Below are 20,156 nucleotides of genomic sequence, written 5' to 3' on the forward strand. Positions count from 1 at the left end.
ACCGGCTGCGCTGGTCACCCCCTGGAGCCAAGGTCTTCAAGCTGCTTGCGAACATCCGCGATCGCGGCATTCAGCTGCTCAACCCGGGCCTCTAGCTGACTGTCGGCATCAAGAGGCTGGCGCTCTCCTGGTCCAAGAGCCTCGCTGCCGTCCTGCATGCGCGGGGCATACAACATCGAGCGCTTGTAGCGCAGACGCCGGCGACGGTCTGCTTCCGAGATCAGCCACCAGCCAAGGCCTGCTGCGCCCAGAACAGCTCCGCTGACGAGTGTCGCCAGTGTTGCCGAGGTTGAGTCTTGCTGACGCGCCATGGCCCTTCAATCCTTGGTTGAACCCTAGGTGGCCTGCGTTGATCTGATCCCGAGCCTTTGCAAGGGGTCACCGATTCCCGGAAGAATCTGATTCTGTTCATCAAGATCAGCATCGATGCAGGCGGTGTGAATGGTGATATCAGGGAAGGCCTCACCAATGCGCTTCAACCCCGGGCTGGCGCAAATTGTGGTGATCACGCGCAAGCGACGCCCATCCACCCCTTCTTGCTGCAACCGATTCAGGCTCGAAAGCAGAGTTTCGCCATCGTTGATCTGATCGAGAAGCAGCACAACACCCGCTTGGGCCTCGATGCCTGAGGGCACGCCATCGAGGCATAGATCAGCATTCGGAAGCACCTGGCGTGCACCCTCCCAAAGATGCAGGCCTCCAGGGAGAACCGGGATTGCAAGGAGGGGAACGCTCGCTTCAATCATCGTTCCTTCTGTGCTCGCCAGAGGTGTCTGCACCACCTCCCTCCGGTGCGGCAACCAGTCGCGAAGCGCTTCGTAACTCAGCCATCGGCCGAGCTCTTCCATTGCTGTACGAAACAGAGCTGCCGGAGTTCCCTGATGGCGCAGCACCGTTAGCCAGTGGGCAATGAGTGGGTGGGGCGGAACGACCACCCGAAGAGTCTTGGCCATGACACGTGGCTGGGCAGATCTCTGCCATAACGTGACCGTTCAAATTACGGCAGCTGCTTCCGGCACCCGCCGAGGTTCCTACCCCCCATGTCTGTCTCCGCGTTTCTTCGCAACTCGCTGCGCCAACTGGTCACGGCCTTGCTCGCCGGAGTGCTGGTCTTCTCCGCCGTTTTCATCGGTGCACCCTCAGCAGAGGCGATCACCGCCCCGGAGCTGCGCGGACAGCGTGCCGTGCAGGACATCTCATCCAACATGCATGGTCGGGATCTGAAGGAAAAGGAATTTCTCAAGGCCGACCTGCGCGAGGTTGATCTTGGGGACGCCGATCTCCGCGGGGCTGTGATCAACACCTCGCAACTTCAGGGAGCTGATCTTCGCGGTGCCGATCTTGAAGATGTGGTGGCTTTCTCCAGCCGCTTCGATGGGGCCGACTTGCGCGATGCGAACTTCACCAACGCGATGTTGATGCAGAGCCGTTTTAACGACGCTCAGATCGAAGGAACCGATTTCACGAATGCCGTGATCGATCTTCCCCAGCTCAAAGCTCTGTGTGGACGCGCCAGCGGCGTGAACAGTCTCAGTGGTGTGAGCACGAGAGAATCACTGGGATGTCGTTGATGGCCAAGCGACTTCCTGTCACGGTGATCACCGGCTTCCTCGGCGCCGGCAAAACCACAGTTCTGCGGCACCTGCTCACCCAGAGCGGTCAACGACTTGCCGTGATGGTCAATGAGTTCGGAACCGTTGGCTTGGATGGAGATCTGATCCGCAGCTGCGGTTTCTGCCCAGACGAGGAGGTGGAGGGCCGTCTTGTGGAACTGAATAACGGCTGCCTCTGCTGCACCGTTCAGGACGATTTCCTGCCAACGATGGAAACGCTTCTGGAACGATCCGATCAGCTCGATGGCATTGTCGTTGAAACGAGCGGTCTGGCTCTTCCCCGTCCCCTCCTCCAGGCTCTTGAGTGGCCTGCCATCCGCCGCCGTGTGCATGTGAATGGGGTTGTCACCGTGGTGGATGGTGAAGCCATGAGTGGTGGCAGTCCCGTCGGTGATCCTGAGGCGCTGGAACGTCAGCGGCAAGAGGATCAGAGCCTTGATCACCTCACGGCCATCGAGGATCTGTTCGAAGACCAGCTCCAAGCAGCGGATCTTGTTCTGATCAGCCGTTCCGATTGTCTGCAGCCGCCGCAATTGCAGACCGTTTTGCAGGCGATCGAGCCGCGGCTGCGTCCCGGTGCGGGCACTCTGGCCATCAGTCGTGGCGAGGTGGATCCAGCTCTGGTTCTCGGGCTTGAGTCCCTTGAATCGAGCCATGGCGCTGAGCACGCCGACGAAGCCGGGCATCACGATCACGACCAAGACCACGACCACGAACACAGCCATAGCCATCACGATCACAGCCATGTGGAGGCCATCAGCGGTCAGATCCGTCTGGAAGGCCCCTTTGATCGCAGCACGCTTGAGCAGCTACTGCCGGAGTTTGTCCGCACCCATCATGTGATCCGCCTCAAAGGTCGTGTCTGGCTTCCCGGCAAGACTCTCCCTCTGCAAATCCAGATGGTGGGTCCCAGGTTGGACAGCTGGTTTGAAGCAGCTCCAGATCATGCCTGGATGCCTGCAGCAGGCTCCGGTCTCGAGCTCGTCGTGATCGGCCTCGAGGCTGGTGCGGCAGAGAGGCTGGAGTTGAGGCTTCTGGCGAGTCGCTAGCGATGCAAGAGGCGCGACCGCACCGTGTTCCAATCACGCATCACCCAGAGAGAGAGCATCACCAGAACAGCGGGAATCAGCCCCATGCTCATGCGGATCATGACCAACGCTCCCTCAGGCTGGGCTTCCCCCAGGCTTGCTTCGTAGCCACTCCAGCTGAGCATCAGGCCCAGCAGGAACACTGAAGCGGCACTTCCAAGCTTCTGGATCTGAACCATAAAGGCTGTAATCAGACCGGCGGGATGGTTGGGCTCCGCATCGACAGCCTCCGGCAGAAAAGCCCAAGGCAGCAAATAGGCCGTGGCCGCGCACAGACCCAGCAGCACGAGGGTGACCAGCAAGGCGAGAAGCTGGGTTCGATTGGCAGCGGCAAGAGCGTTTCCGCTGATGGGGAGCGCCGGCAGCACCATCGCGATGATGCAGAACACAATCCAGCCACAACCACCGACCTGCAGCGCCAGCAAGCGGCTTCGTTGTGCGGCCACCCGATTCCAGATCCAGAGTCCTGCCATGGCGCTGATCTGAAACGGGATCAGCAAGAACGTGCTCCAGCGATGGGGGAGATGCAAGGCATCCGAGAGGTAGATGATCGACACTGGTTGCATCAGCTGAAGGGCTCCCCACCCCAGCAGGTACATCGCCACCACCCGCAGAAACAGACCGTTGGCTTTGAGGCTGCGCAGCTGAGGGATGAGAGCCTGATGCATCGCTTTGGGTCGCTGGCACCGGGCTGCAGCAGGCGCCAACCCAATCGCACTGGCCACACTGCCGAACACCAGGATCAGGCCAGAGGCCAAACCGATTCGCAGGTATCCAGGTGCACCTTCATGGCTGAGTGCTGCGCCAAGCAGAAGCCCAAGCAGGCTGGCCAGAACGGACCCCGTGAAGCGGTAGGCGTTGAGGCGCGTGCGCAGCGTTTCATCATTCGTCAGCTCCGTGGCCAGCGCTGAGTAGGGCAGGTTCACCCCGGAGTAGGTGCTCTGAAAGATCGCCGCTACCACCACAAACCAGAGAAACCGCCAAGGATCACTGAACGGTGGCACCCACCACATCAGAGTCATGGACAGCCCCAGGGGTGCCGCACTGGAGATCATCCACGGCAGACGCGGGCCCCAGCGTCCGCCGGTGCGATCGCTGAGCAAACCGATCATCTGATCACTGAACACATCCCAGACGCGAACCACCATCAGCACCGTTCCTGCCAGCCATGCGGGCAATCCAGCCACTGCGGTGTAAAAAACGAAGAGATAGAAGCCCACGACGGCCGTGGCCATGCCAGTTCCGGCATCACCAATGCCGTAGGCGAGCAACACTCTGCGCTTGAGCGGAGCGGGAGCATCGGAGAGATCCAGTGCTGTGCTCATGGGCGGTTCAGTCCCTTGCTTGTGATCTTCGGCAATCGAATCAGTTCATCACCACGAGGCGCTGGGTTCCTGACCGTTCGATCAGAGCAGAGAGATCGAGCATGTCGTTGCGGTTCACCAGACCGATGCATCCAAGGGTGCCGCTTTGGGAATTGAGGCGACCGGCGCTGGGATCCTGGTGGATTCCCAGAACTCTGCGACCGGTCGTGAAGGTGGGCTCGATGCTGATCCAGACAGGGCCAAGCTCGGGATAGGCCCCGTCGGCGAGGGGTTCGACCGGGCCGACGCTGTAGGTGCCTGCTGGCAGGGGAGCTCGGCTTCCCATGCGGTCGCGGTCAGCGTTCTGACGATTGGCCCGTCCGCTGACAGCGTCAAAACGACGGGTTGGCTTTCCGGGAATCTCGAGCCTCAGATCCCAGATCGGATCGCCGGTGGAGGCGATGCGGCGGTCGGTCCGTTCCAGAACGAGGGTGGGGACAGGCTTCGGCTTCGGTGGAACGGGCTCGAGCAGGGCCATCAGGGAGGGACGCTCGCCATCCTGACGATCAGCGCGTGCTGCGGGGGCCATTCCCAGTCCGAGCAACGCTGTCGCCACAACTGGCCATGCAAGGCAACGGCAGAGAGTGCGGCGATCCCGGACGATTTGCATTCCGCTGACAGAAAAACGAACCTGTCTTACGGGCAATCATTATCGGTTCAAGAATGAATAAACGGTTTCTCAGCCGGCCCCCGTTGTGCGCCAGTCCAAACCAGGGATGTGAGCCACGATTGACGCTGTGGTTTTCATGTAGTCCGCGTAGTTGGGGCAGCATTTGAGCAGTTCACGCTCCTCCCGGTGCGCTTTGCCGGTGAGGACAAACACCAGCGACAAAAAAAGAGCCATGTGCAGAAGACTTCCCCAGGCCAGGGTCACTCCCAAGGAACACACCAACACTGCTCTGTAGAGAGGATGGCGGCAGTGGGCATAAACCCCTGTGGTGACCAGGGCGGCTCCCTTCTTGGGCTCCGGTAAGGGCGAGAGACTGGGGCCCAGGGCACGGAATCCCTGAACCGCCAATCCCAGTCCCACGGCGAAGAGGATCAGTCCGCCCATCGCCATCCCCGCTGGCCAATGGACCCCTAGGGAGTGCGTGCTCGGCCAAGCCGGCGCCAGATGTCCCACGATCAGCAGCAGCTGGGCCACCAGCCACCATTCACCCTGTTGATTGCTGAACAGGCTTCGCCAGCTCAGGTTCCAGCCATGGAACGCCTGGTTCCAATCCGCCATGGGGTGGCCTTCCTCTACGTGCTCCCACTATGCGAACGATTCTGATCACAGGTGCGAGTCGGGGTATCGGCCGGTCGATTGCGACCTTGCTGCTCTCTCAGGGGCATCACCTTTGTCTGGCTGTTCGGGATCCGGATGGCCTCCGCGATACAGCCCTGGATCCCCGTCTCCATGGCGATGCTCTATCGCTTTGTCGCTACGACGCCAGGGATCCAGGCGATGCCGAGCGGGCTGTGCAGGCGACGCAGCAGGCGTTTGGAGCACTCGACACCCTGATTCACTGCGCCGGAATCCTCCGGAGCACACCGCTGTTGTTCAGCGATGCGCAAAGCAACGAGCCCGACGAGCTTTGGAGTGTGAATGTGAAGGGCCCCTGGTGGCTGACACGAGCAGCCTGGCCAGCGCTCGTGGCCTCACAAACGGGGCGGATTCAGGTGTTGGTCTCCATGAGTGGCAAACGCTGCAAGGGCACGTTGGCGGGCTATTCCGCCAGCAAGTTCGCCCTGATGGGCCTCTGCCAGGCGATGCGCAACGAAGGCTGGGACCAGGGAATCCGCGTGACCGCCATCTGCCCAGGTTGGGTGAACACCGACATGGCACGCGCAACGAGTCCTCTGGCACCCGAATTGATGACGCAGCCGGGCGACCTCGCGTCCCTCTGCGCCAACCTGCTCAATCTGCCGGCATCCGCCGTGCCCTTTGAGCTGGCGGTGAATGCCACGTTGGAACGCTGACCTCAGTCCAGCGGAATGTCGCCGCGGGCGCAGACCGTGTTCCAGCAGAGCGTTCCATCCGCACTCCAGCGCGCCTGCACCTTGGCCCAGGGGGTCTGCTCGCCAATCTGCATCTGCATCGTGCCGCTGCCGTCGTGCTGAAAACGCACCACTTGGTTGCTGAACGCCAGCTCCCAGCGAGCTCCCGGTTGCTCGCTCACGTAGCGGCAGGGGGACCAGGCCTGATTGGCGTGGCGGCATTCCATCGTGACGGCCAAAGCGGATTGAGCCCGCGCTGGAGCAGCAAAGACCGCCACTGAGACCATCAGCAGAGCGATGGATGGAAGAACAGCGTTGCTGGGGGCAGTCACGCGTTGCAGGGTTCACTCACCTGTCTTCAACGTGCAGTCGATCGCCCCTTTGCGGACCCCTGGCCTGTCAAGATTTAACAATCCCCGTTCAGAGCTCGTGCCGCGTTTTCAAGCCCGCGTTCTGGTGCAACTGCGCCCATCGGTCCTCGATCCCGCAGGGGAAGCGACGAGCGCCGCTGCCCAGCGTCTTGGTGTGGATGGGATTGCCCATCTCCGCATCGGTAAAGCAGTGGAACTTGAATTGGAAGCACCTGATGAGGCAGAAGCGCGGCGCAGGGTTGAACTGCTCAGTGATCGACTACTGGCCAACCCTGTGATCGAGAACTGGACTCTGGAGCTCTCACAGTCATGACCATCGGGGTTGTCGTTTTCCCAGGATCAAACTGTGACCGCGATGTCCGCTGGGCCACAGAAGGATGTCTTGGTCACCAGACCCGGTATCTCTGGCACGAAGATCGTGATCTTGGTGGGTTGGAGGCCGTCGTGTTGCCAGGCGGATTCAGCTATGGCGATTACTTGCGCTGCGGCGCCATTGCCCGTTTTGCACCAGTGCTCGAGTCCTTGAAACGTTTCGCGTCAGAGGGGGGCCGCGTTCTGGGAATCTGCAACGGATTTCAGGTACTGACGGAACTCGGCTTGCTGCCTGGGGCCCTCACGCGGAATCGTCATCTTCATTTCATCTGCGAGTCCACTCCCCTTGCGGTGGTGAGTGATCGCACCCCCTGGCTGGCGACTTGCGCGCGCGATGACCAGTTCTCCTTGCCGATCGCTCACGGCGAGGGCCGTTTTCAGTGCAGTGATGACACGCTCAAGAAGCTGCAGGACGATGACGCCATTGCCCTGCGTTATTGCAGGAACCCCAATGGTTCTGTCGCCGATATCGCTGGCATCACCAATGCACAGGGCAACGTGCTGGGTCTGATGCCACACCCGGAGCGCGCGTGCGATCCAGTAACCGGAAGTACAGCCGGTCGCGCGATCCTGGAGGCTCTGCTCTCCTAAGTCATGCGCCGTCGATCGCTGCTGGAGTTGGCTTCGTTAGCAGTCGGTTCCGGGGCGTTGACCTCTCTCTGGCCTGGCGGCGTGAGGGCACGCCAAACGCCCCGACGGCTTCCACCCCTACGACCGCTAGCGAAAGGCTCGCGGCTGCGTGCTCTTAATCCAGGAACCTGGATTGATCCAGACACGGATTTCAATCCTCTCGTTCAACGCTGTGAGGCCCAGGGGTGGGTCTTGGAAATCCCTGACGATGTGCGTGGTCAATGGCAGTGGTTTTCGGGAACCGATGCTCAACGGCGCCGGGTTATCGAGGAGGCTTGGAATGATCCCACTCTTGATGGGGTGGTGTACGTGGGTGGTGGCTGGGGCGCGGCCAGGGTGCTTGAAGCGGGTGTTCAGTTCCCGAAACGATCCTTCTGGGCGCTTGGTTTTTCCGACAGCAGCGCCCTGCTCCTGGCCCAGTGGAACGCCGGACTTCTGGGCGCCATTCATGGCTCCACAGGTGGGCCGGAGCAGCAGTGGCAACGCACAGTTTCACTTCTGAAAGGTGAGCCGACAGCGCCGTTGCAGGGACGCCCGCTGCGTGCTGGTTCAGCCCAGGGCCCCCTGGTGGTGACCAATCTCACGGTGGCGACGCATCTGATCGGCACCCCATGGTTTCCGTCCCTTCAGGGATCTGTTTTGGTGCTTGAAGATGTGGGTGAGGCTCCTTACCGCGTGGATCGCATGCTGACGCAGTGGCGCAGTGCGGGGCTCTTGAACAACGTGGCGGGTGTGGCTTGCGGTCGTTTCAGCTGGAAGGAGGACGACATTCTTCCCGGTGATTTTTCGATGGCTGAGATTCTCGAGGAACGCCTTGGTGATCTCGGGATTCCTCTGCTGCTCGATCTGCCCTTGGGCCATGGATTACCCAATCAATCCCTGCCTCTAGGCGTGAAGGCACAACTGAATGGGAACGATGGCACCCTTCAACTTCTTCGCTGACTCACCATGGCTGACCTCACCATTGCGAACACTGTCAGTGATCTGATCCTTGGCGATGTGCGCGAACATCTGCCGCTGGAGAGGATTCCGCTCGAAGGTGATGTGTTGGGTCTGGGCACAACCACGAGTGTCGATAACGGAGAACTAACTTTCCTTCGCAATGGCGACCAGAAGTCCGTGATCTGGCGATGTGTCGCCCACGACGGAAGCATCGTCAGACTCACCCCTGGCGATGGCAGCGGTCATTTCCCCTATGTGTGCTTCACCAGGGATGCCAGGGCTCTGCGTCGACCAGCCGATCTCGAGACCCTCGGAGACCTGGAGGGACGGCCACTGCAAGGCCTTGTGGAGGATGCCATCGCCCAGGGGCAGCGTCTTGGCACCCTGGAGGCGGCACCGATCTACGGCGTGCGTCTGATCGCGCACTGGCATGAACTGGTGATCACCGTGGCCTCCAAGCTCTGCATGGGACAGCAGCGCAGAAATCTTGGAATCGCCACGAGTGAGGCTGGAACCACTGCTGCGGGCCTCAGCATCTACGACATGCTCCAGCATTACCGGCTCGCTCCACTGCCCCCGGACCCGGGCAACACGGACGATCCGATCCGCTATCTCGGCCGCTCCATGCAATGGGATTGCTGCGGGTTCTTCGATACGGAGCCCGAACTCGGACGGGTGACCGTTCCACAGGAAGGCGCCCATCTGCATCTGCATGGCTGCAGCACCGACCTGGCCTATGGCGGCCATCTCCACCATGAACATCCTTCAACCCGCCTGGCACGGCTTGAGAGCCTATGGATTTATCCGCTGCGCAGCATCAAGGCACTGGCCAGTGACCTGGCGATCGAGAGCCTTGTCTATCGAGCAGGTGCACTGCACTTCCGTGTCAGCAATATCGGCAGCATGGACGTCAGTGATGTGGGCGTCGCTGTCGTGATCGATGACCGCTACAGCAACCACCGCTACGTGCGCATTCCATGGCTCAAAGCCGGTGAAAGTGAAGACTTCACCATGCCCTTGTCTCTGTCAAAGGGCGACCACAGAATCTCCGTGATTGCTGATCCCGAACAGCTAGTGATCGAAGTGGAAGGTCGCAGGACGAACAATCGGATGGACCTGGATGTGGTGATTGCGTAGGCACAAAAAAAAGGAGGCCGAATGGCCTCCTTTTGCAGGATGACTCGATCGCGATGATCAGGCAGCGACGGCAGCCTTGGGATCGAGAGCGCCTTTGGCATAAAGGCCGGCGTAGTGGGTGATGCTGGCCTGCTTGATCTTGCTGGCGTTGCCGGCGGCCCAGAACTGCTGGTAGCGGTCGAGGCACACCTGCTTCATGTACTTGCGAGCCGGCTTGTTGAAGTGGCGGGGATCGAAGTTGGCGGGATCAGCCATGGCTGCTTCGCGAACAGCAGCGGTGAAGGCGAGGCGGTTGTCGGTGTCGATGTTCACCTTGCGCACACCGTTGCGGATGCCTTCCTGGATCTCCTCGACGGGAACGCCGTAGGTCTCGGGGATGGAACCACCGTGCTTGTTGATCATCTCCAACCATTCCTGGGGAACGGAGGAAGAGCCGTGCATCACCAGGTGGGTGTTGGGGATGGCCTTGTGGATTTCAGCGATGCGGCTGATGGCCAGCACTTCACCGGTGGGCTTGCGGGTGAACTTGTAAGCGCCGTGGCTGGTGCCGATGGCGATGGCCAGGGCGTCACACTTGGTCTTGGCAACGAAGTCAGCTGCTTCAGCAGGATCGGTGAGCAGCATGTCCTTGGACAGCTCACCCTCGAAACCGTGGCCGTCCTCAGCCTCACCCTTGCCGGTTTCCAGGGAACCCAGGCAGCCCAGCTCACCTTCAACGCTCACACCCACGGAGTGGGCAAAATCCACCACTTGCTTGGTGACGGCCACGTTGTACTCGTAGCTGGCGGGAGTCTTGGCGTCGGCCTCCAGGGAGCCATCCATCATCACGGAGGTGAAACCGTTGATGGCAGCGGAGTAGCAGGTATCGGGAGCGTTGCCGTGGTCCTGGTGCATCACCACGGGGATGTGGGGATAGGTCTCGGTGGCGGCCAGGATCAGGTGACGAAGGAAGATTTCACCGGCGTAGCTGCGGGCGCCGCGGGAGGCCTGCAGGATCACGGGGCTGTCGGTCTCATCAGCCGCTTCCATGATCGCCTGCACCTGTTCCAGGTTGTTCACGTTGAACGCAGGAATGCCGTAGCCGTTTTCGGCGGCGTGGTCGAGCAGAAGCCGAAGCGGAACGAGCGCCATGGGAAAGAACCTCGAGGTAGAACGTCTTGGAGACGAATGGGGGCGAATCTACCGGATCTAACCCCTGGATTCTTGTCTCCCCTCGATCACTGTCCCAAGGCCATCTCAAGGCAGCGGTCGCATGCCTTCTGACTGGCAAGCCCTTCCAACAGACCTGGCACCATCGGCCGGCCGCTGCGCATGCTCTCCGCCCACCAACCTTGCAGCCGAGCGACAGGGGCAACGCGGCCGTCACTCCAGGTTTTCGCAAAGCGGAACTCCTCATCCGCCTGAATGCTGCGAGGGGGTTCGCCGTCCCGTTGAAGGGTGAGGGAGAACCCGTGCACGTAGTCCTTTTGGTTTTCACTACCCAGCTTCAAACTTCCCTCCGATCCGTAGATCTCCAGCCAGCAACCCCTGCCATTGCGCGCCACCGATGCCAGAGCCACCTGTGCGGCCAGTGGTGCTCCCTGATGGGTCGTGAGCGTTGTGTTGATCAGGGCGATGTCTTCTGCTGTGACGGCCCGAACTTCGCCGCTGGCATCTGGTCTGTTCGCGATGGCGGTTTGCGTGATCGATTGCAGGGTCTGCACCGGGCCGATCAGCCAGGCCAGCATGTCGAAGGCATGGGTACCAAGGGCCCCCAGCACACCGCCTCCTTCGTCTGCTTGGGCATACCAGTTCCAAGGGCGCTGAGGATTGGCCCGACTGCTCATCAGCCAATCGAGCTTTGCCAGCCAGGGGGTGCCGATTGCGCCGCTGCTCAGAAGCTTTTCTGCCTGCTGAAAGAGCGGCACTGCCCGATATTCAAAATCCACAGCCACGCTGAGACCTGCGCTCGAGGCTGTCCGCTGCAGCTCAGCCACCTGATCAGCATTCAGGGCAACCGGTTTTTCAAGCAAAAGATGCTTCCCGGCGGCCAAGGCTTGTCGAGCGAGTTCGTAGCGCGGCCCCGGCGGTGTGGCGATGATCACCGCTTCCACCTCGGGATCCTCAAGCAGGGCCTCGAAGGCGTCATATCCCTTCAGGCCCATGTCTCCACCCACTTGATCCAGGCGCTCTTTGCGGGGATGCCACAACGCCACGGCCTTGAGATCAGGGTTCGCTTCCAGTGCAGGAAGGTGAACGGACGCCCCGAAACCAAGACCGGCAACGGCGACACCAATTGGATCTCGGTTGGATCTCAAAGCCATGGGGCATCAGTGGGGGAAAGACAGCAAAGAGGGATCAGGCCAATCCGGAGCTGCAGACAGCATCGATCACCTCGGAGATCAGATCGTCGTCAGCCGGAGCTTCCCAGGAGGCCCTGAAGCGGGGAAGACCATTTTTCTGCGTATCCCGATACAGGCGTTGGTCGCAATCGATGTCCATCACGACCAAGGTTCCTAAGGCCGGTGATTCATCCTCCGTTCTCAGGCTGTAACGGCTCAGAACGGAAACGGTGCCGTCCTTGCTGCGTCGAACACTGCCAGCGTCCCACCACTGTTGGCCTTCCGAACTGGATGGAACCTCTCGCCAATCAACAGGACCTGCCAGGACGGGACCCGCAAGCAGGAGAAGCAGGAGTGAAACCACCACCAGGCTGATCCACCGGGCGAATTTGAAACGCGGAGTCAGCCTCATCAAACTGCCGCACTCCCCTGTCGGCAGCCATGCAGTTTCATCAGCGTGGCGAGCGTGGACTTCAGCTGGGTGCGAGGAACGATTGTGTCCACGAATCCGTGGTCCTGGAGGTACTCCGCCGTTTGGAAGTTTTCGGGCAATTTTTCCCGCAGGGTCTGTTCGATCACCCGTCGGCCGGCGAAGCCAATCAGAGCCTTCGGTTCCGCCAGGATCAGATCACCGAGCATGGCGAAACTGGCGGTCACGCCTCCGGTGGTGGGGTGAGTGAGCAGGGGCATGTAAAGCACGCCTGCTTCACGATGCCGTTCCAGGGCACCGGAGATCTTGGCCATCTGCATCAGGCTGAGCATGCCCTCCTGCATCCGCGCTCCCCCTGACGCGCAGACGATGAGCAGCGGCAGGCGCTTGGCAGTGGCTTGTTCGACCAGGCGGGTCAGCTTCTCTCCCACAACTGATCCCATTGATCCGCCCATGAAGCGGAAATCCATCACCGCCAGGGCCATGGGGATGTCGTCCACTCGGCACAAGCCTGTGATCACTCCATCGCGGAGGCCCGTGCCGGCTTGGGTTTCACGCAGCCGGTCGGCGTAGGCGCGACGGTCTTTAAAACCAAGTGGATCGGTTGGGGCCAACCCCTCGTCAATCGCTTCAAAGCTGCCTTCATCGACGATCAAAGCGATGCGTTCAGCGCTGTTAATCCGGTGGTGATGGCCGCAATTGCTGCAAACACTGGCATTGGCAAGCAGATCTTTGCGGTACACCACCTGGCCGCATTCAGGACATTTGCTCCAGAGGCCGTCGCCTTCCTCGGGCTCCTGGGCAACCTTCACGACGGACTGTTCTTTGCGGCGATCGGCGAACCAGTCGAATAGCGACACGCAATGCCTTCTACTGGAACCATTTAAGACGACACATCAGGCTCCTCCCATCAGGGCAAGCCAGCGTTGCCACCACCACGGCGCTCCCATCAGCCATGTCATCCAAATCCCGAAGGCGATGAAAGGACCGAAGGGGAAGGGTTGCCTGGGCCCAAGACGACCCGTCCATCGGCCCGCTGTTCCAACCGCGGCACCGGAGAACACCGCCAGAGCCATGGCGACCCCGAGGCCGCCCAAGCCGAGCCATGCCCCTGCCATTGCAGCCAGTTTGGCGTCGCCAAGACCAAGGGCAGGTTGGCCCAGGATTCGTTCGGCAAGGGCGCTCAGGCCCTCCATCACCAGAAGTCCGGTCGCGCTGGCGATCAGATGATTGAGGAGAATCGCCTCTGGGTGATCACTGCCGCCCCCCCAGGCCAGAAAAGCTGTGGCGAAGACGCCGCAGATGACCCCTGCTCGGCAGATCGGTTCCGGCAACCACAGGTGGTCGAGATCGATCAGAACCAGCGGCAGTAGGAGGCTTACAAGTGCAAGCCCCATCAGCAGAGTGATCAGCACCACGCTGCTATCGCTGCTGCGTTGGGCCGGTATCAGGGCGCTGAGCCACAGGCAGCCACTGAAGGCCTCCACGATTGGGTAACGGACCGAGATCGCTGCTGCGCAGTCCCGACATCGGCCGCGCAGAAGCAACCACCCAAGCACTGGAACGTTGTCATGCCAGCGCACGGGATGACCGCAGCTCGGGCAGTGACTTCCTGGCCAAATCGGAGATTCCTGCCTTGGAAGTCGCCACACCACAACGTTGGTGAAACTGCCGATGCAGGCACCGAAGAGGGCCAGGGAGATCACCATGAGTGCCACTAGAACGAGCCCCCCTTCTGTCGATCTCGGGGGACTCTCGGGCGCTTGAGTTTGAGGCCAATCAGCTCAGCGCTGATGAACTGCTCCTCGGGCAGGAGGGTCGGCATCTCAAACACCACGCGACCGTCATCGTGCTGACCATTCACCACCACACCACATGGATCGAGGGTGTAACCGTTCGTGGTCAGGTGATTGAAATAAACCCTTCGTGCGACGGCGATCAAGCGCCGACTGTCCACTCGATCCCAGCGTGGTGTCAGTCCGGCGTTACTACCGCCAGCACCTTCAATCACAAAGGATGGTGAAAACGAAGAAATGGGTTCACCTGACTGTTCAGATGAACCCACGATAGATCGATTTAGCTTGACTGGAAAAGACTGAAATCAGCCCAGCTTTTTCTTTTCCTCAATCATCCTGTGAATGATTGGTGTGAGGATGAGCTCCATGGCAAAACCCATTTTGCCGCCATTCACCACGATGCTGGTGGGGCTCGACATGAATGAATCGTGAATCATGCTCAGAAGGTAGGAGAAGTCAATCCCCCACTTTTCACGAGCTCCTTTGCGGAAGTGGATGATCACGAAGCTCTCATCTGGGGTGGGAATGTTTCTGCAGATGAAAGGGTTTGAGGTGTCCACTGTGGGCACCCGCTGGAAGTTGATATCCGTGCGGCTGAACTGCGGGCAGATGTGATTGATGTAATCCGGCATCCTGCGCAGGATGGTGTCCACAATGGCTTCGGCGGAATAGCCCCGCTCGGCATTGTCTCGGTGGATTTTCTGAATCCACTCCAGGTTGGTGATGGGCACCACACCCACCAGCAGGTCGGCGAGGGCTGCCACGTCGTAGTCATCGCCCTGAACTCCGCCGTGGAGACCTTCGTAGAAGAGGAGGTCGGTGCCACCGGGGATGTCCTCCCAGGGGGTGAACTGGCCTGGATTGAGCTCAACGCCGAGACGAGCGTTGTGTTCCGCTGCTTCTTCGGGGCTGTGCAGGTAGTAACGCTTCTGTCCACCGCCGGTTTCGCCGTAAACGCGGAAGAGTTCCTCGAGCTTGTCGAAGAGGTTGGCCTCAGGACCGAAATGGGAGAAATTTTCCCCTTTGGCGAGGGCCTCTGCCATGGCCTTTTTCATCTCCATCCGCTCGAAGCGGTGGTAGCTGTCACCCTCAACGACAGCCGGAGTGATGCTTTCACGGGCGAAGATGTGCTCGAAGGCACGCTTCACGGTGCTGGTTCCTGCACCGGAGGAACCCGTGACAGCCACGACGGGGTGACGCTTCGACATCGACGGAGGCAGATCTGGCCCGACGAGTTTGGCAGGTCGAAGGGCCAAATCCGAATTTTCGTTGGCGCGACTTGTCTAAAGAGCCTTGAGAAGCTCCTCACCCATGGCCTTGCATCCCAGAGGTGTGCATCCTTCGGCCATCAGATCACCGGTGCGGAAACCAGCGGCAAGGACGCGGTCGACGGCTTGTTCAAGGGCGTCAGCGGCGGCTTTCTGCTTGAGGCCAATCCGGAGCATCATGGCTGCAGACAGCACCATGGCCATGGGATTGGCCTTGTCTTCTCCGGCGATATCCGGAGCGGATCCATGGACCGGCTCAAAGAGTCCTGGGCCATCGCTACCCAGGGATGCGGAAGGGAGCATGCCGATGGAGCCGGTGAGCATGGCGGCCTCATCACTGAGGATGTCGCCAAACAGGTTGCCGGTGAGCAACACATCAAACTGCCGAGGTGCTCGCACCAGTTGCATGGCTGCGTTGTCGACATAGAGATGACTGACCTCCACATCCCCGTAGGAGGGGGCCATGGCGTCAACACGATCGCGCCACAACTGGCTCACATCCAACACATTGGCCTTGTCCACAGAGCACAGCCGGCCCCCTCGCTCCCTGGCTAGTTCAAAGGCCACCCTGGCAATGCGATCCACCTCTGAGGCCGAATAGGTCATGGTGTTGAAGCCGCGTTCTTCGCCGTCGGCTTCGACTCTTCCCTTGGGTTGGCCGAAGTAGATGCCTCCGGTGAGCTCCCGCACCACCATCAGATCCACACCGTCGATCACTTCGGGCTTCAGGCTGCTGGCTTCGATCAGTGCGGGCACGATCTTCACTGGACGGAGATTGGCGAACAGGTTCAGTCCAGACCGCAACGCCAGTAGGCCGCTTTCCGGTCGTTTCTCCCGGGGAAGGCTGTCAAACCGTGGACTGCCGATCGCAGCCATCAGCACCGCATCCGCTGAGCGGCAGGCCTCCAGAGTTGTGCCGGGGAGAGGCTCTCCGGTGGCATCGACCGCAGCCCCTCCGATCAACTGTTCATCAAAATCCAGCTGGAAGCCGTGGCGATCGGCCACCACGTCGAGCAACTGGCGCGTCACGGCAGTGATTTCTGGGCCGATGCCATCTCCTGGAAGCAGGACGACGCGATGCTGAGTCATGGAGTCGACCGACAACAATGGTGCTGAGATTACTGATTGGCTTCGATCGATCCTCCGGTGGCTTCTGAAGAGACTTGCTTCTTCAGTTCGCGCAGCTGTTTCGCCATGTCGGGCAATTTGGCAAAGGCCGCCGAGCAGCGCAGCCAGAGCCGATTGGGAATGGCTGGATAACCACTGACGACCTCGCCTGCAGCTACTTCCCCGTGGATCCCGCTTTTAGAGCTTGCAATGGCGCGATCGCCAATCACAGCCCTGTTGGCCACGCCCACCTGGCCCGCCAGGATGACTCCGTTGCCCAGTTGGGCACCACCGGCGATTCCCACCTGAGAGGCCAGGGCACAGCCGCGGCCCGTCACCACTCCGTGACCGATCTGGACGAGATTGTCGATTTTTGTGCCGCTGCCGATCCGGGTTTCGCCGACGGATGGACGGTCGATGGTGCTGCCGCAGCCCACTTCAACCCCCTCTTCGAGCACGACAAGGCCGGTCTGCGGCATCTTGCGCCAACCCTTGGCGGTGGGCACAAAGCCGAAACCTTCGGATCCAACCACGGCATTGGAATGCACCACACAGCGATCACCAATCCGGCTGCCGGGATGGACAACAGCGTTGGCATGCAGCTCGCAGCCCTCGCCGATGTCCACATCCCCGTAGATCACAACACCCGGATGAATCACGGTCCTTGGACCGATTCGGGTGTCATCGCCGATGCATACCTGGGGGCCGATGCTCACACCGGCTCCAAGTTGCACCCGATCAGCGATCACCGCACTGGGGTGGATCCCTGCCAGGGGGGATGGGTTGGGGTGCAGTTGTTCGAGGGCTTCGGCAAAAGCCAGCCGGGGATCACGACAGATGGCCCAGGCCAGCTGATGCTGCTCGGCAAGGTCGCGCAGGTCCTGTTGGTCTGGAATCAACACTGCGCCAGCGTCGCTGCTTTCGAGACTGCCAACGAGCGCGTTTCCTTTCTCTAGAAAACTGAGTTGATCCGCCGTTGCACGCTCGAGTGAGGCAGCACCGCGCAGTTCGGGGTCCCGGCCTTCGGAGAGGGAGAGAACGCCTGCATCGCCGTTCTTGAGCACGGCGATCAATTGGCTGAATCGCATGGGTTCAGGAGGCTGGCTGGCGGATCGTAGGTGTGATCAGCACCATGGCGTCACGGTGGATCACAACAGGGGAGCCTCCGATGGTTCTGGGCCTGGAGGCTTGGTTCAGACGAAACACAAGCTGCTCACTGTCCATGGAAGTCAGCCCACGGGCGATCTCCAGGCCATCGGGGTCGAGCACGCGCACGGCCTGATTCGCGTTGAATTGACCCTCCACCGCGGTGATTCCCACCAGAAGTAGGGATGCACCACGCTGCTTCACGGCCCTGCAGGCACCGCTGTCGATGGACAGACTTCCGGTGGGTTGGAGCGCGTGAACCAGCCAGCTTTTGCGGTTGCCCAGGGGTTCAGGGTGGGGATGGAAGACTGTGCCGCCCCGCCCTCCCTGAAGGATCTGACGCAGTCCTTCGGGGTTGCGACCGTCGCCAAGATGCACGGTGATGCCGCTGGCGGTGGCAATGCGAGCGGCGGCCAGTTTGGTGGTCATCCCACCGGTCCCCCAGCGGCCGCCATCTCCGGCTCCTTCCTCCAGATCGGCGATTTCAGAGGGATGAAGTACATCGGTGATCGGTGTGGCTGCGCTGTCACTGCGGGGGTCAGCGGTGTAGAGGCGGTCCACGTCGGTGAGTAGGACCAGTTCGTCGGCGCCTACGGCCGCTGCCACGAGCGCCGAGAGGGTGTCGTTATCGCCGAAGCGCAGTTCCGCTGAAGACACCGTGTCGTTTTCATTCACCACCGGAAGCACACCCCACTGCAGCAATTGGTGCAGGGTTGCCGAGGCGTTGTGGTAACTCCGGCGGTCAGCCAGATCCGAGCGCGTGAGGAGCACTTGTGCCACAGGAATCGAGCGATGCGACAGGGCTTTCTCGTACAAGCTCATCAGATGGCCCTGGCCGATGGCTGCTGCGGCCTGCAAGCCGGCGACGCTTGTGGGTCGGTGGGGCATCCCCAGGCGTTGACACCCCAGTCCGACGGCTCCAGAGGTCACAAGAACGACTCTGTCTCCGTTGTGAATGCTCTCCGCCAAGCTGCTGGCCAGACGCGCAATTGCATCTGCAGTCGTGGCACCCGGACGCTCCCTGAGCAGGCTGGTTCCGACCTTCACAACTCTGAGCTTCATCGGGAGGAGCTCCCAAGCAGGAGTGCCAGGCGGCGTTCCAGACGCTGAACGCGATCGTTCTGACAGGGGAATCCTTCCGCATTCGGGGGCCTGACCAGAACCGTGAACAGTCCCAGGCGATTTCCTGCCAGGACGTCGGTGAAGACCCGATCGCCAACCATGGCGATCTGCGTGGGCGGTGTGGGCAACTGGTCGATGATTCGGCTGATGGCCCGCCTGCGGGGCTTGGATGCGGCGCAGGTGAAGTCAACGCCGATTTGATCAGCAACGGCCTTGACCCGTTGCCTGGAGGGGTTGTTGCTAACCAGATGCAGATGCAGTTGTCGGGAGGCTTCATCCAGCCACCGGCGCATCGCCGGTGGCAGCAGCACGTCCTTGCCTGGAAGGAGCGTGCGATCCACATCCAGAAGCAGCACTTTGATTCCTCGCCCCAGGAAGGGTTCCAGTGGCAGATGGGCCAGGGTGAGACCAGGGTCCCAGTCGGGCCGCAACCAGTGACGCTGCATCACTCCGGTAGATCACGCTCGTCGAGTTCAGCCTCGATTCTGGGCTGGATCCTGTCGAAGTCCTCTCCTTCAACGAGAACGGCACAGCCATCGTCCATGCGCGCCACGACGAAAAAAGGATCAAGGGGGATGTAGAGCCCGTATTCCTGCTCCTCAACGAGAAAACTCACCAGGAGTTCATAGGTCTCGGACTCGTCGTCACCCTCCTCGTCGTCTGCATCTTCTGGTTCGGGTTCATCCAGTTCACCGTTCACGGTGAGGGTGACGGCCGAACGCACCAGGGTGAGGTCATGTTCCTGCAGCACCACATCAGCAACCGACAGGATCGGCTCGCTGCTCGCAATGCTGTCGATCAGCTGGGGATCTTCGCCATCGCGGAGCTTGAACAGGCACACGGGCGTGTCCACTGGTGTGAGCAGGGCAAAGTCCTGACCATCCAGAGGGATGAGCTGCTCCAGGAAACAGAGCAGGTCGCGTCCCTCGCTGTCTTTGACAAGGACGGTGGGGACTTCACCGCTGGACGACGGGCCGCTTGAACTCATGGGGTCGAGGATGGATGTGAACAGGATCCTTCATCAGCCTCATTCCCGCCACGTTCATCGGGCGCCGCGTTGACCGGTTCCACATCCGGGCCCTCGGCTAACCACTGTTCCAGAAGCAGTGCGGCGGCGGCACTGTCGAGGCGACCGCTGCGATCTCCCTGCAGACCGTGCCGTTCAGCCGCAGCCCAGCTGCTGCTGTGTTCATTCACAAAGGCGAGAGGAAGGTCAAGATCTCGGGCGACCCGTCGTCCATAGCGACGGCAGTGGTGTGCCTGGTCTGTGAGCTGTCCTTGATCATCCAGGGGGACGCCCACCACCAGTCCTTGCACGTTGCGCTGATGGCAAAGGGTGCGTAGGTGATGGAGATTCTGCGCATGGGCGCCACGGTGCAAAGCCGGAAGGGGGGACACCGTCAGGCCCAGAGCATCGCAACCGGCGAGTCCGATGCGGCGCCGGCCGACGTCGAGACTGAGCATGGAGC

Annotated in this window: 26 protein-coding genes; 7 read left to right on the forward strand and 19 right to left on the reverse strand. The window is 60.9% G+C overall.

From position 1 onward, the window contains the following. Positions 1 to 14 precede the first annotated feature (14 nt). Positions 15 to 311 carry a hypothetical protein gene (locus SynPROS71_RS06280; RefSeq protein WP_186597512.1) on the reverse strand — a complete coding sequence of 99 codons (297 nt, stop codon included), beginning with the start codon at positions 309 to 311 and terminating at the stop codon, positions 15 to 17. Between the two features lie 24 nt (positions 312 to 335). Further along, a complete protein-coding gene (locus tag SynPROS71_RS06285) occupies positions 336 to 953 on the reverse strand; it encodes a uracil phosphoribosyltransferase (protein WP_186597514.1) in 618 nt (205 codons plus the stop codon). Between the two features lie 87 nt (positions 954 to 1,040). Between SynPROS71_RS06285 and SynPROS71_RS06290 the strand changes: the two genes are divergently transcribed. Both SynPROS71_RS06290 and cobW read left to right on the forward strand, forming a co-directional pair. Continuing rightward, positions 1,041 to 1,571: a pentapeptide repeat-containing protein gene (locus SynPROS71_RS06290; RefSeq protein ID WP_186597516.1), complete on the forward strand. Its 531-nt coding sequence runs from the start codon at positions 1,041 to 1,043 to the stop codon at positions 1,569 to 1,571. Further along, the gene (gene cobW, locus SynPROS71_RS06295; protein ID WP_186597518.1) at positions 1,571 to 2,662 is read left to right on the forward strand and encodes a cobalamin biosynthesis protein CobW; all 1,092 of its coding nucleotides are present in this window, start codon (positions 1,571 to 1,573) and stop codon (positions 2,660 to 2,662) included. Before SynPROS71_RS06290 ends, cobW begins: the two co-directional genes overlap by 1 nt. Here the strand turns inward: cobW and SynPROS71_RS06300 are convergent. The 3 genes from SynPROS71_RS06300 to SynPROS71_RS06310 all read right to left on the reverse strand — a co-directional run bounded on the left by SynPROS71_RS06300 (position 2,659) and on the right by SynPROS71_RS06310 (position 5,293). Then, a complete protein-coding gene (locus SynPROS71_RS06300) occupies positions 2,659 to 4,026 on the reverse strand; it encodes an MFS transporter (protein WP_186597520.1) in 1,368 nt (455 codons plus the stop codon). The two genes, cobW and SynPROS71_RS06300, sit on opposite strands and share 4 nt — an antisense overlap. 40 nt (positions 4,027 to 4,066) lie before the next feature. After that, positions 4,067 to 4,675, reverse strand: coding sequence for a hypothetical protein (locus tag SynPROS71_RS06305; RefSeq protein ID WP_186597522.1), 609 nt, complete (start codon positions 4,673 to 4,675; stop codon positions 4,067 to 4,069). Between the two features lie 69 nt (positions 4,676 to 4,744). After that, positions 4,745 to 5,293, reverse strand: a complete 549-nt coding sequence (locus SynPROS71_RS06310) for an isoprenylcysteine carboxylmethyltransferase family protein (protein WP_186597524.1) — start codon at positions 5,291 to 5,293, stop codon at positions 4,745 to 4,747. A gap of 29 nt (positions 5,294 to 5,322) precedes the next feature. On the opposite strand from SynPROS71_RS06310, the gene SynPROS71_RS06315 reads away from it, so the two are divergent. Beyond that, entirely contained in the window at positions 5,323 to 6,027 is a 705-nt protein-coding gene (locus SynPROS71_RS06315) for an SDR family NAD(P)-dependent oxidoreductase (protein ID WP_186597526.1), read from the forward strand. Positions 6,028 to 6,029: 2 nt separating this feature from the next. Here SynPROS71_RS06315 and SynPROS71_RS06320 read toward each other — a convergent pair whose 3' ends face one another. Then, a complete protein-coding gene (locus SynPROS71_RS06320; RefSeq protein WP_186597528.1) occupies positions 6,030 to 6,377 on the reverse strand; it encodes a hypothetical protein in 348 nt (115 codons plus the stop codon). Positions 6,378 to 6,474: 97 nt separating this feature from the next. Here SynPROS71_RS06320 and purS point away from each other — a divergent pair, with 97 nt between their 5' ends. Genes purS through SynPROS71_RS06340 form a run of 4 tightly spaced genes read left to right on the forward strand, consistent with a single transcriptional unit; the run spans position 6,475 to position 9,497 of the window. Further along, the gene (gene purS / locus SynPROS71_RS06325; protein WP_186585516.1) at positions 6,475 to 6,729 is read left to right on the forward strand and encodes a phosphoribosylformylglycinamidine synthase subunit PurS; all 255 of its coding nucleotides are present in this window, start codon (positions 6,475 to 6,477) and stop codon (positions 6,727 to 6,729) included. Continuing rightward, positions 6,726 to 7,379: a phosphoribosylformylglycinamidine synthase subunit PurQ gene (gene purQ / locus SynPROS71_RS06330; protein WP_186597530.1), complete on the forward strand. Its 654-nt coding sequence runs from the start codon at positions 6,726 to 6,728 to the stop codon at positions 7,377 to 7,379. The genes purS and purQ overlap by 4 nt, the downstream gene beginning before the upstream one ends. A 3-nt stretch (positions 7,380 to 7,382) precedes the next feature. Next, complete coding sequence (locus SynPROS71_RS06335) at positions 7,383 to 8,360, forward strand: LD-carboxypeptidase (RefSeq protein ID WP_186597532.1); 978 nt, start codon at positions 7,383 to 7,385, stop codon at positions 8,358 to 8,360. A 6-nt stretch (positions 8,361 to 8,366) separates the two neighbouring features. Further along, positions 8,367 to 9,497: a CARDB domain-containing protein gene (locus SynPROS71_RS06340; protein ID WP_186597534.1), complete on the forward strand. Its 1,131-nt coding sequence runs from the start codon at positions 8,367 to 8,369 to the stop codon at positions 9,495 to 9,497. Positions 9,498 to 9,554: 57 nt separating this feature from the next. On the opposite strand, the gene fba is transcribed toward SynPROS71_RS06340, so the two are convergent. From fba to ruvX, 13 genes are all read right to left on the reverse strand, one after another. Further along, positions 9,555 to 10,628, reverse strand: coding sequence for a class II fructose-bisphosphate aldolase (fba, locus tag SynPROS71_RS06345; protein WP_186585531.1), 1,074 nt, complete (start codon positions 10,626 to 10,628; stop codon positions 9,555 to 9,557). An 86-nt stretch (positions 10,629 to 10,714) separates the two neighbouring features. Further along, complete coding sequence (locus tag SynPROS71_RS06350; RefSeq protein WP_186597536.1) at positions 10,715 to 11,800, reverse strand: Gfo/Idh/MocA family protein; 1,086 nt, start codon at positions 11,798 to 11,800, stop codon at positions 10,715 to 10,717. 34 nt (positions 11,801 to 11,834) lie between these two features. Next, the gene (locus tag SynPROS71_RS06355; protein WP_186597538.1) at positions 11,835 to 12,230 is read right to left on the reverse strand and encodes a hypothetical protein; all 396 of its coding nucleotides are present in this window, start codon (positions 12,228 to 12,230) and stop codon (positions 11,835 to 11,837) included. After that, positions 12,230 to 13,108, reverse strand: a complete 879-nt coding sequence (accD, locus tag SynPROS71_RS06360; RefSeq protein ID WP_186597539.1) for an acetyl-CoA carboxylase, carboxyltransferase subunit beta — start codon at positions 13,106 to 13,108, stop codon at positions 12,230 to 12,232. The genes SynPROS71_RS06355 and accD overlap by 1 nt, the downstream gene beginning before the upstream one ends. Positions 13,109 to 13,144: 36 nt before the next feature. Beyond that, positions 13,145 to 13,957 (reverse strand): A24 family peptidase, encoded by an 813-nt coding sequence (locus SynPROS71_RS06365; RefSeq protein WP_186597541.1) that lies wholly within the window; start codon positions 13,955 to 13,957, stop codon positions 13,145 to 13,147. An 8-nt stretch (positions 13,958 to 13,965) separates the two neighbouring features. Further along, a complete protein-coding gene (locus SynPROS71_RS06370; protein ID WP_255442441.1) occupies positions 13,966 to 14,259 on the reverse strand; it encodes a hypothetical protein in 294 nt (97 codons plus the stop codon). Positions 14,260 to 14,349: 90 nt separating this feature from the next. Then, a complete protein-coding gene (locus SynPROS71_RS06375; RefSeq protein WP_186597545.1) occupies positions 14,350 to 15,252 on the reverse strand; it encodes a phosphoribulokinase in 903 nt (300 codons plus the stop codon). Between the two features lie 75 nt (positions 15,253 to 15,327). Then, positions 15,328 to 16,401, reverse strand: a complete 1,074-nt coding sequence (leuB, locus tag SynPROS71_RS06380) for a 3-isopropylmalate dehydrogenase (protein ID WP_186597547.1) — start codon at positions 16,399 to 16,401, stop codon at positions 15,328 to 15,330. 29 nt (positions 16,402 to 16,430) lie between these two features. After that, positions 16,431 to 17,507 (reverse strand): UDP-3-O-(3-hydroxymyristoyl)glucosamine N-acyltransferase, encoded by a 1,077-nt coding sequence (lpxD, locus tag SynPROS71_RS06385; protein ID WP_186597549.1) that lies wholly within the window; start codon positions 17,505 to 17,507, stop codon positions 16,431 to 16,433. Between the two features lie 4 nt (positions 17,508 to 17,511). Continuing rightward, entirely contained in the window at positions 17,512 to 18,627 is a 1,116-nt protein-coding gene (proB, locus tag SynPROS71_RS06390) for a glutamate 5-kinase (RefSeq protein ID WP_186597551.1), read from the reverse strand. Further along, positions 18,624 to 19,133, reverse strand: coding sequence for a YqeG family HAD IIIA-type phosphatase (locus SynPROS71_RS06395; protein WP_186597553.1), 510 nt, complete (start codon positions 19,131 to 19,133; stop codon positions 18,624 to 18,626). The genes proB and SynPROS71_RS06395 overlap by 4 nt, the downstream gene beginning before the upstream one ends. Further along, complete coding sequence (locus SynPROS71_RS06400; protein ID WP_186597555.1) at positions 19,133 to 19,675, reverse strand: DUF3727 domain-containing protein; 543 nt, start codon at positions 19,673 to 19,675, stop codon at positions 19,133 to 19,135. The genes SynPROS71_RS06395 and SynPROS71_RS06400 overlap by 1 nt, the downstream gene beginning before the upstream one ends. Then, positions 19,672 to 20,151 carry a Holliday junction resolvase RuvX gene (gene ruvX / locus SynPROS71_RS06405; protein ID WP_186597557.1) on the reverse strand — a complete coding sequence of 160 codons (480 nt, stop codon included), beginning with the start codon at positions 20,149 to 20,151 and terminating at the stop codon, positions 19,672 to 19,674. Before ruvX ends, SynPROS71_RS06400 begins: the two co-directional genes overlap by 4 nt. Positions 20,152 to 20,156: the final 5 nt, after the last annotated feature.

Origin of the sequence: Synechococcus sp. PROS-7-1 (assembly GCF_014279795.1) — a bacterium.
Classification (GTDB): domain Bacteria; phylum Cyanobacteriota; class Cyanobacteriia; order PCC-6307; family Cyanobiaceae; genus Synechococcus_C.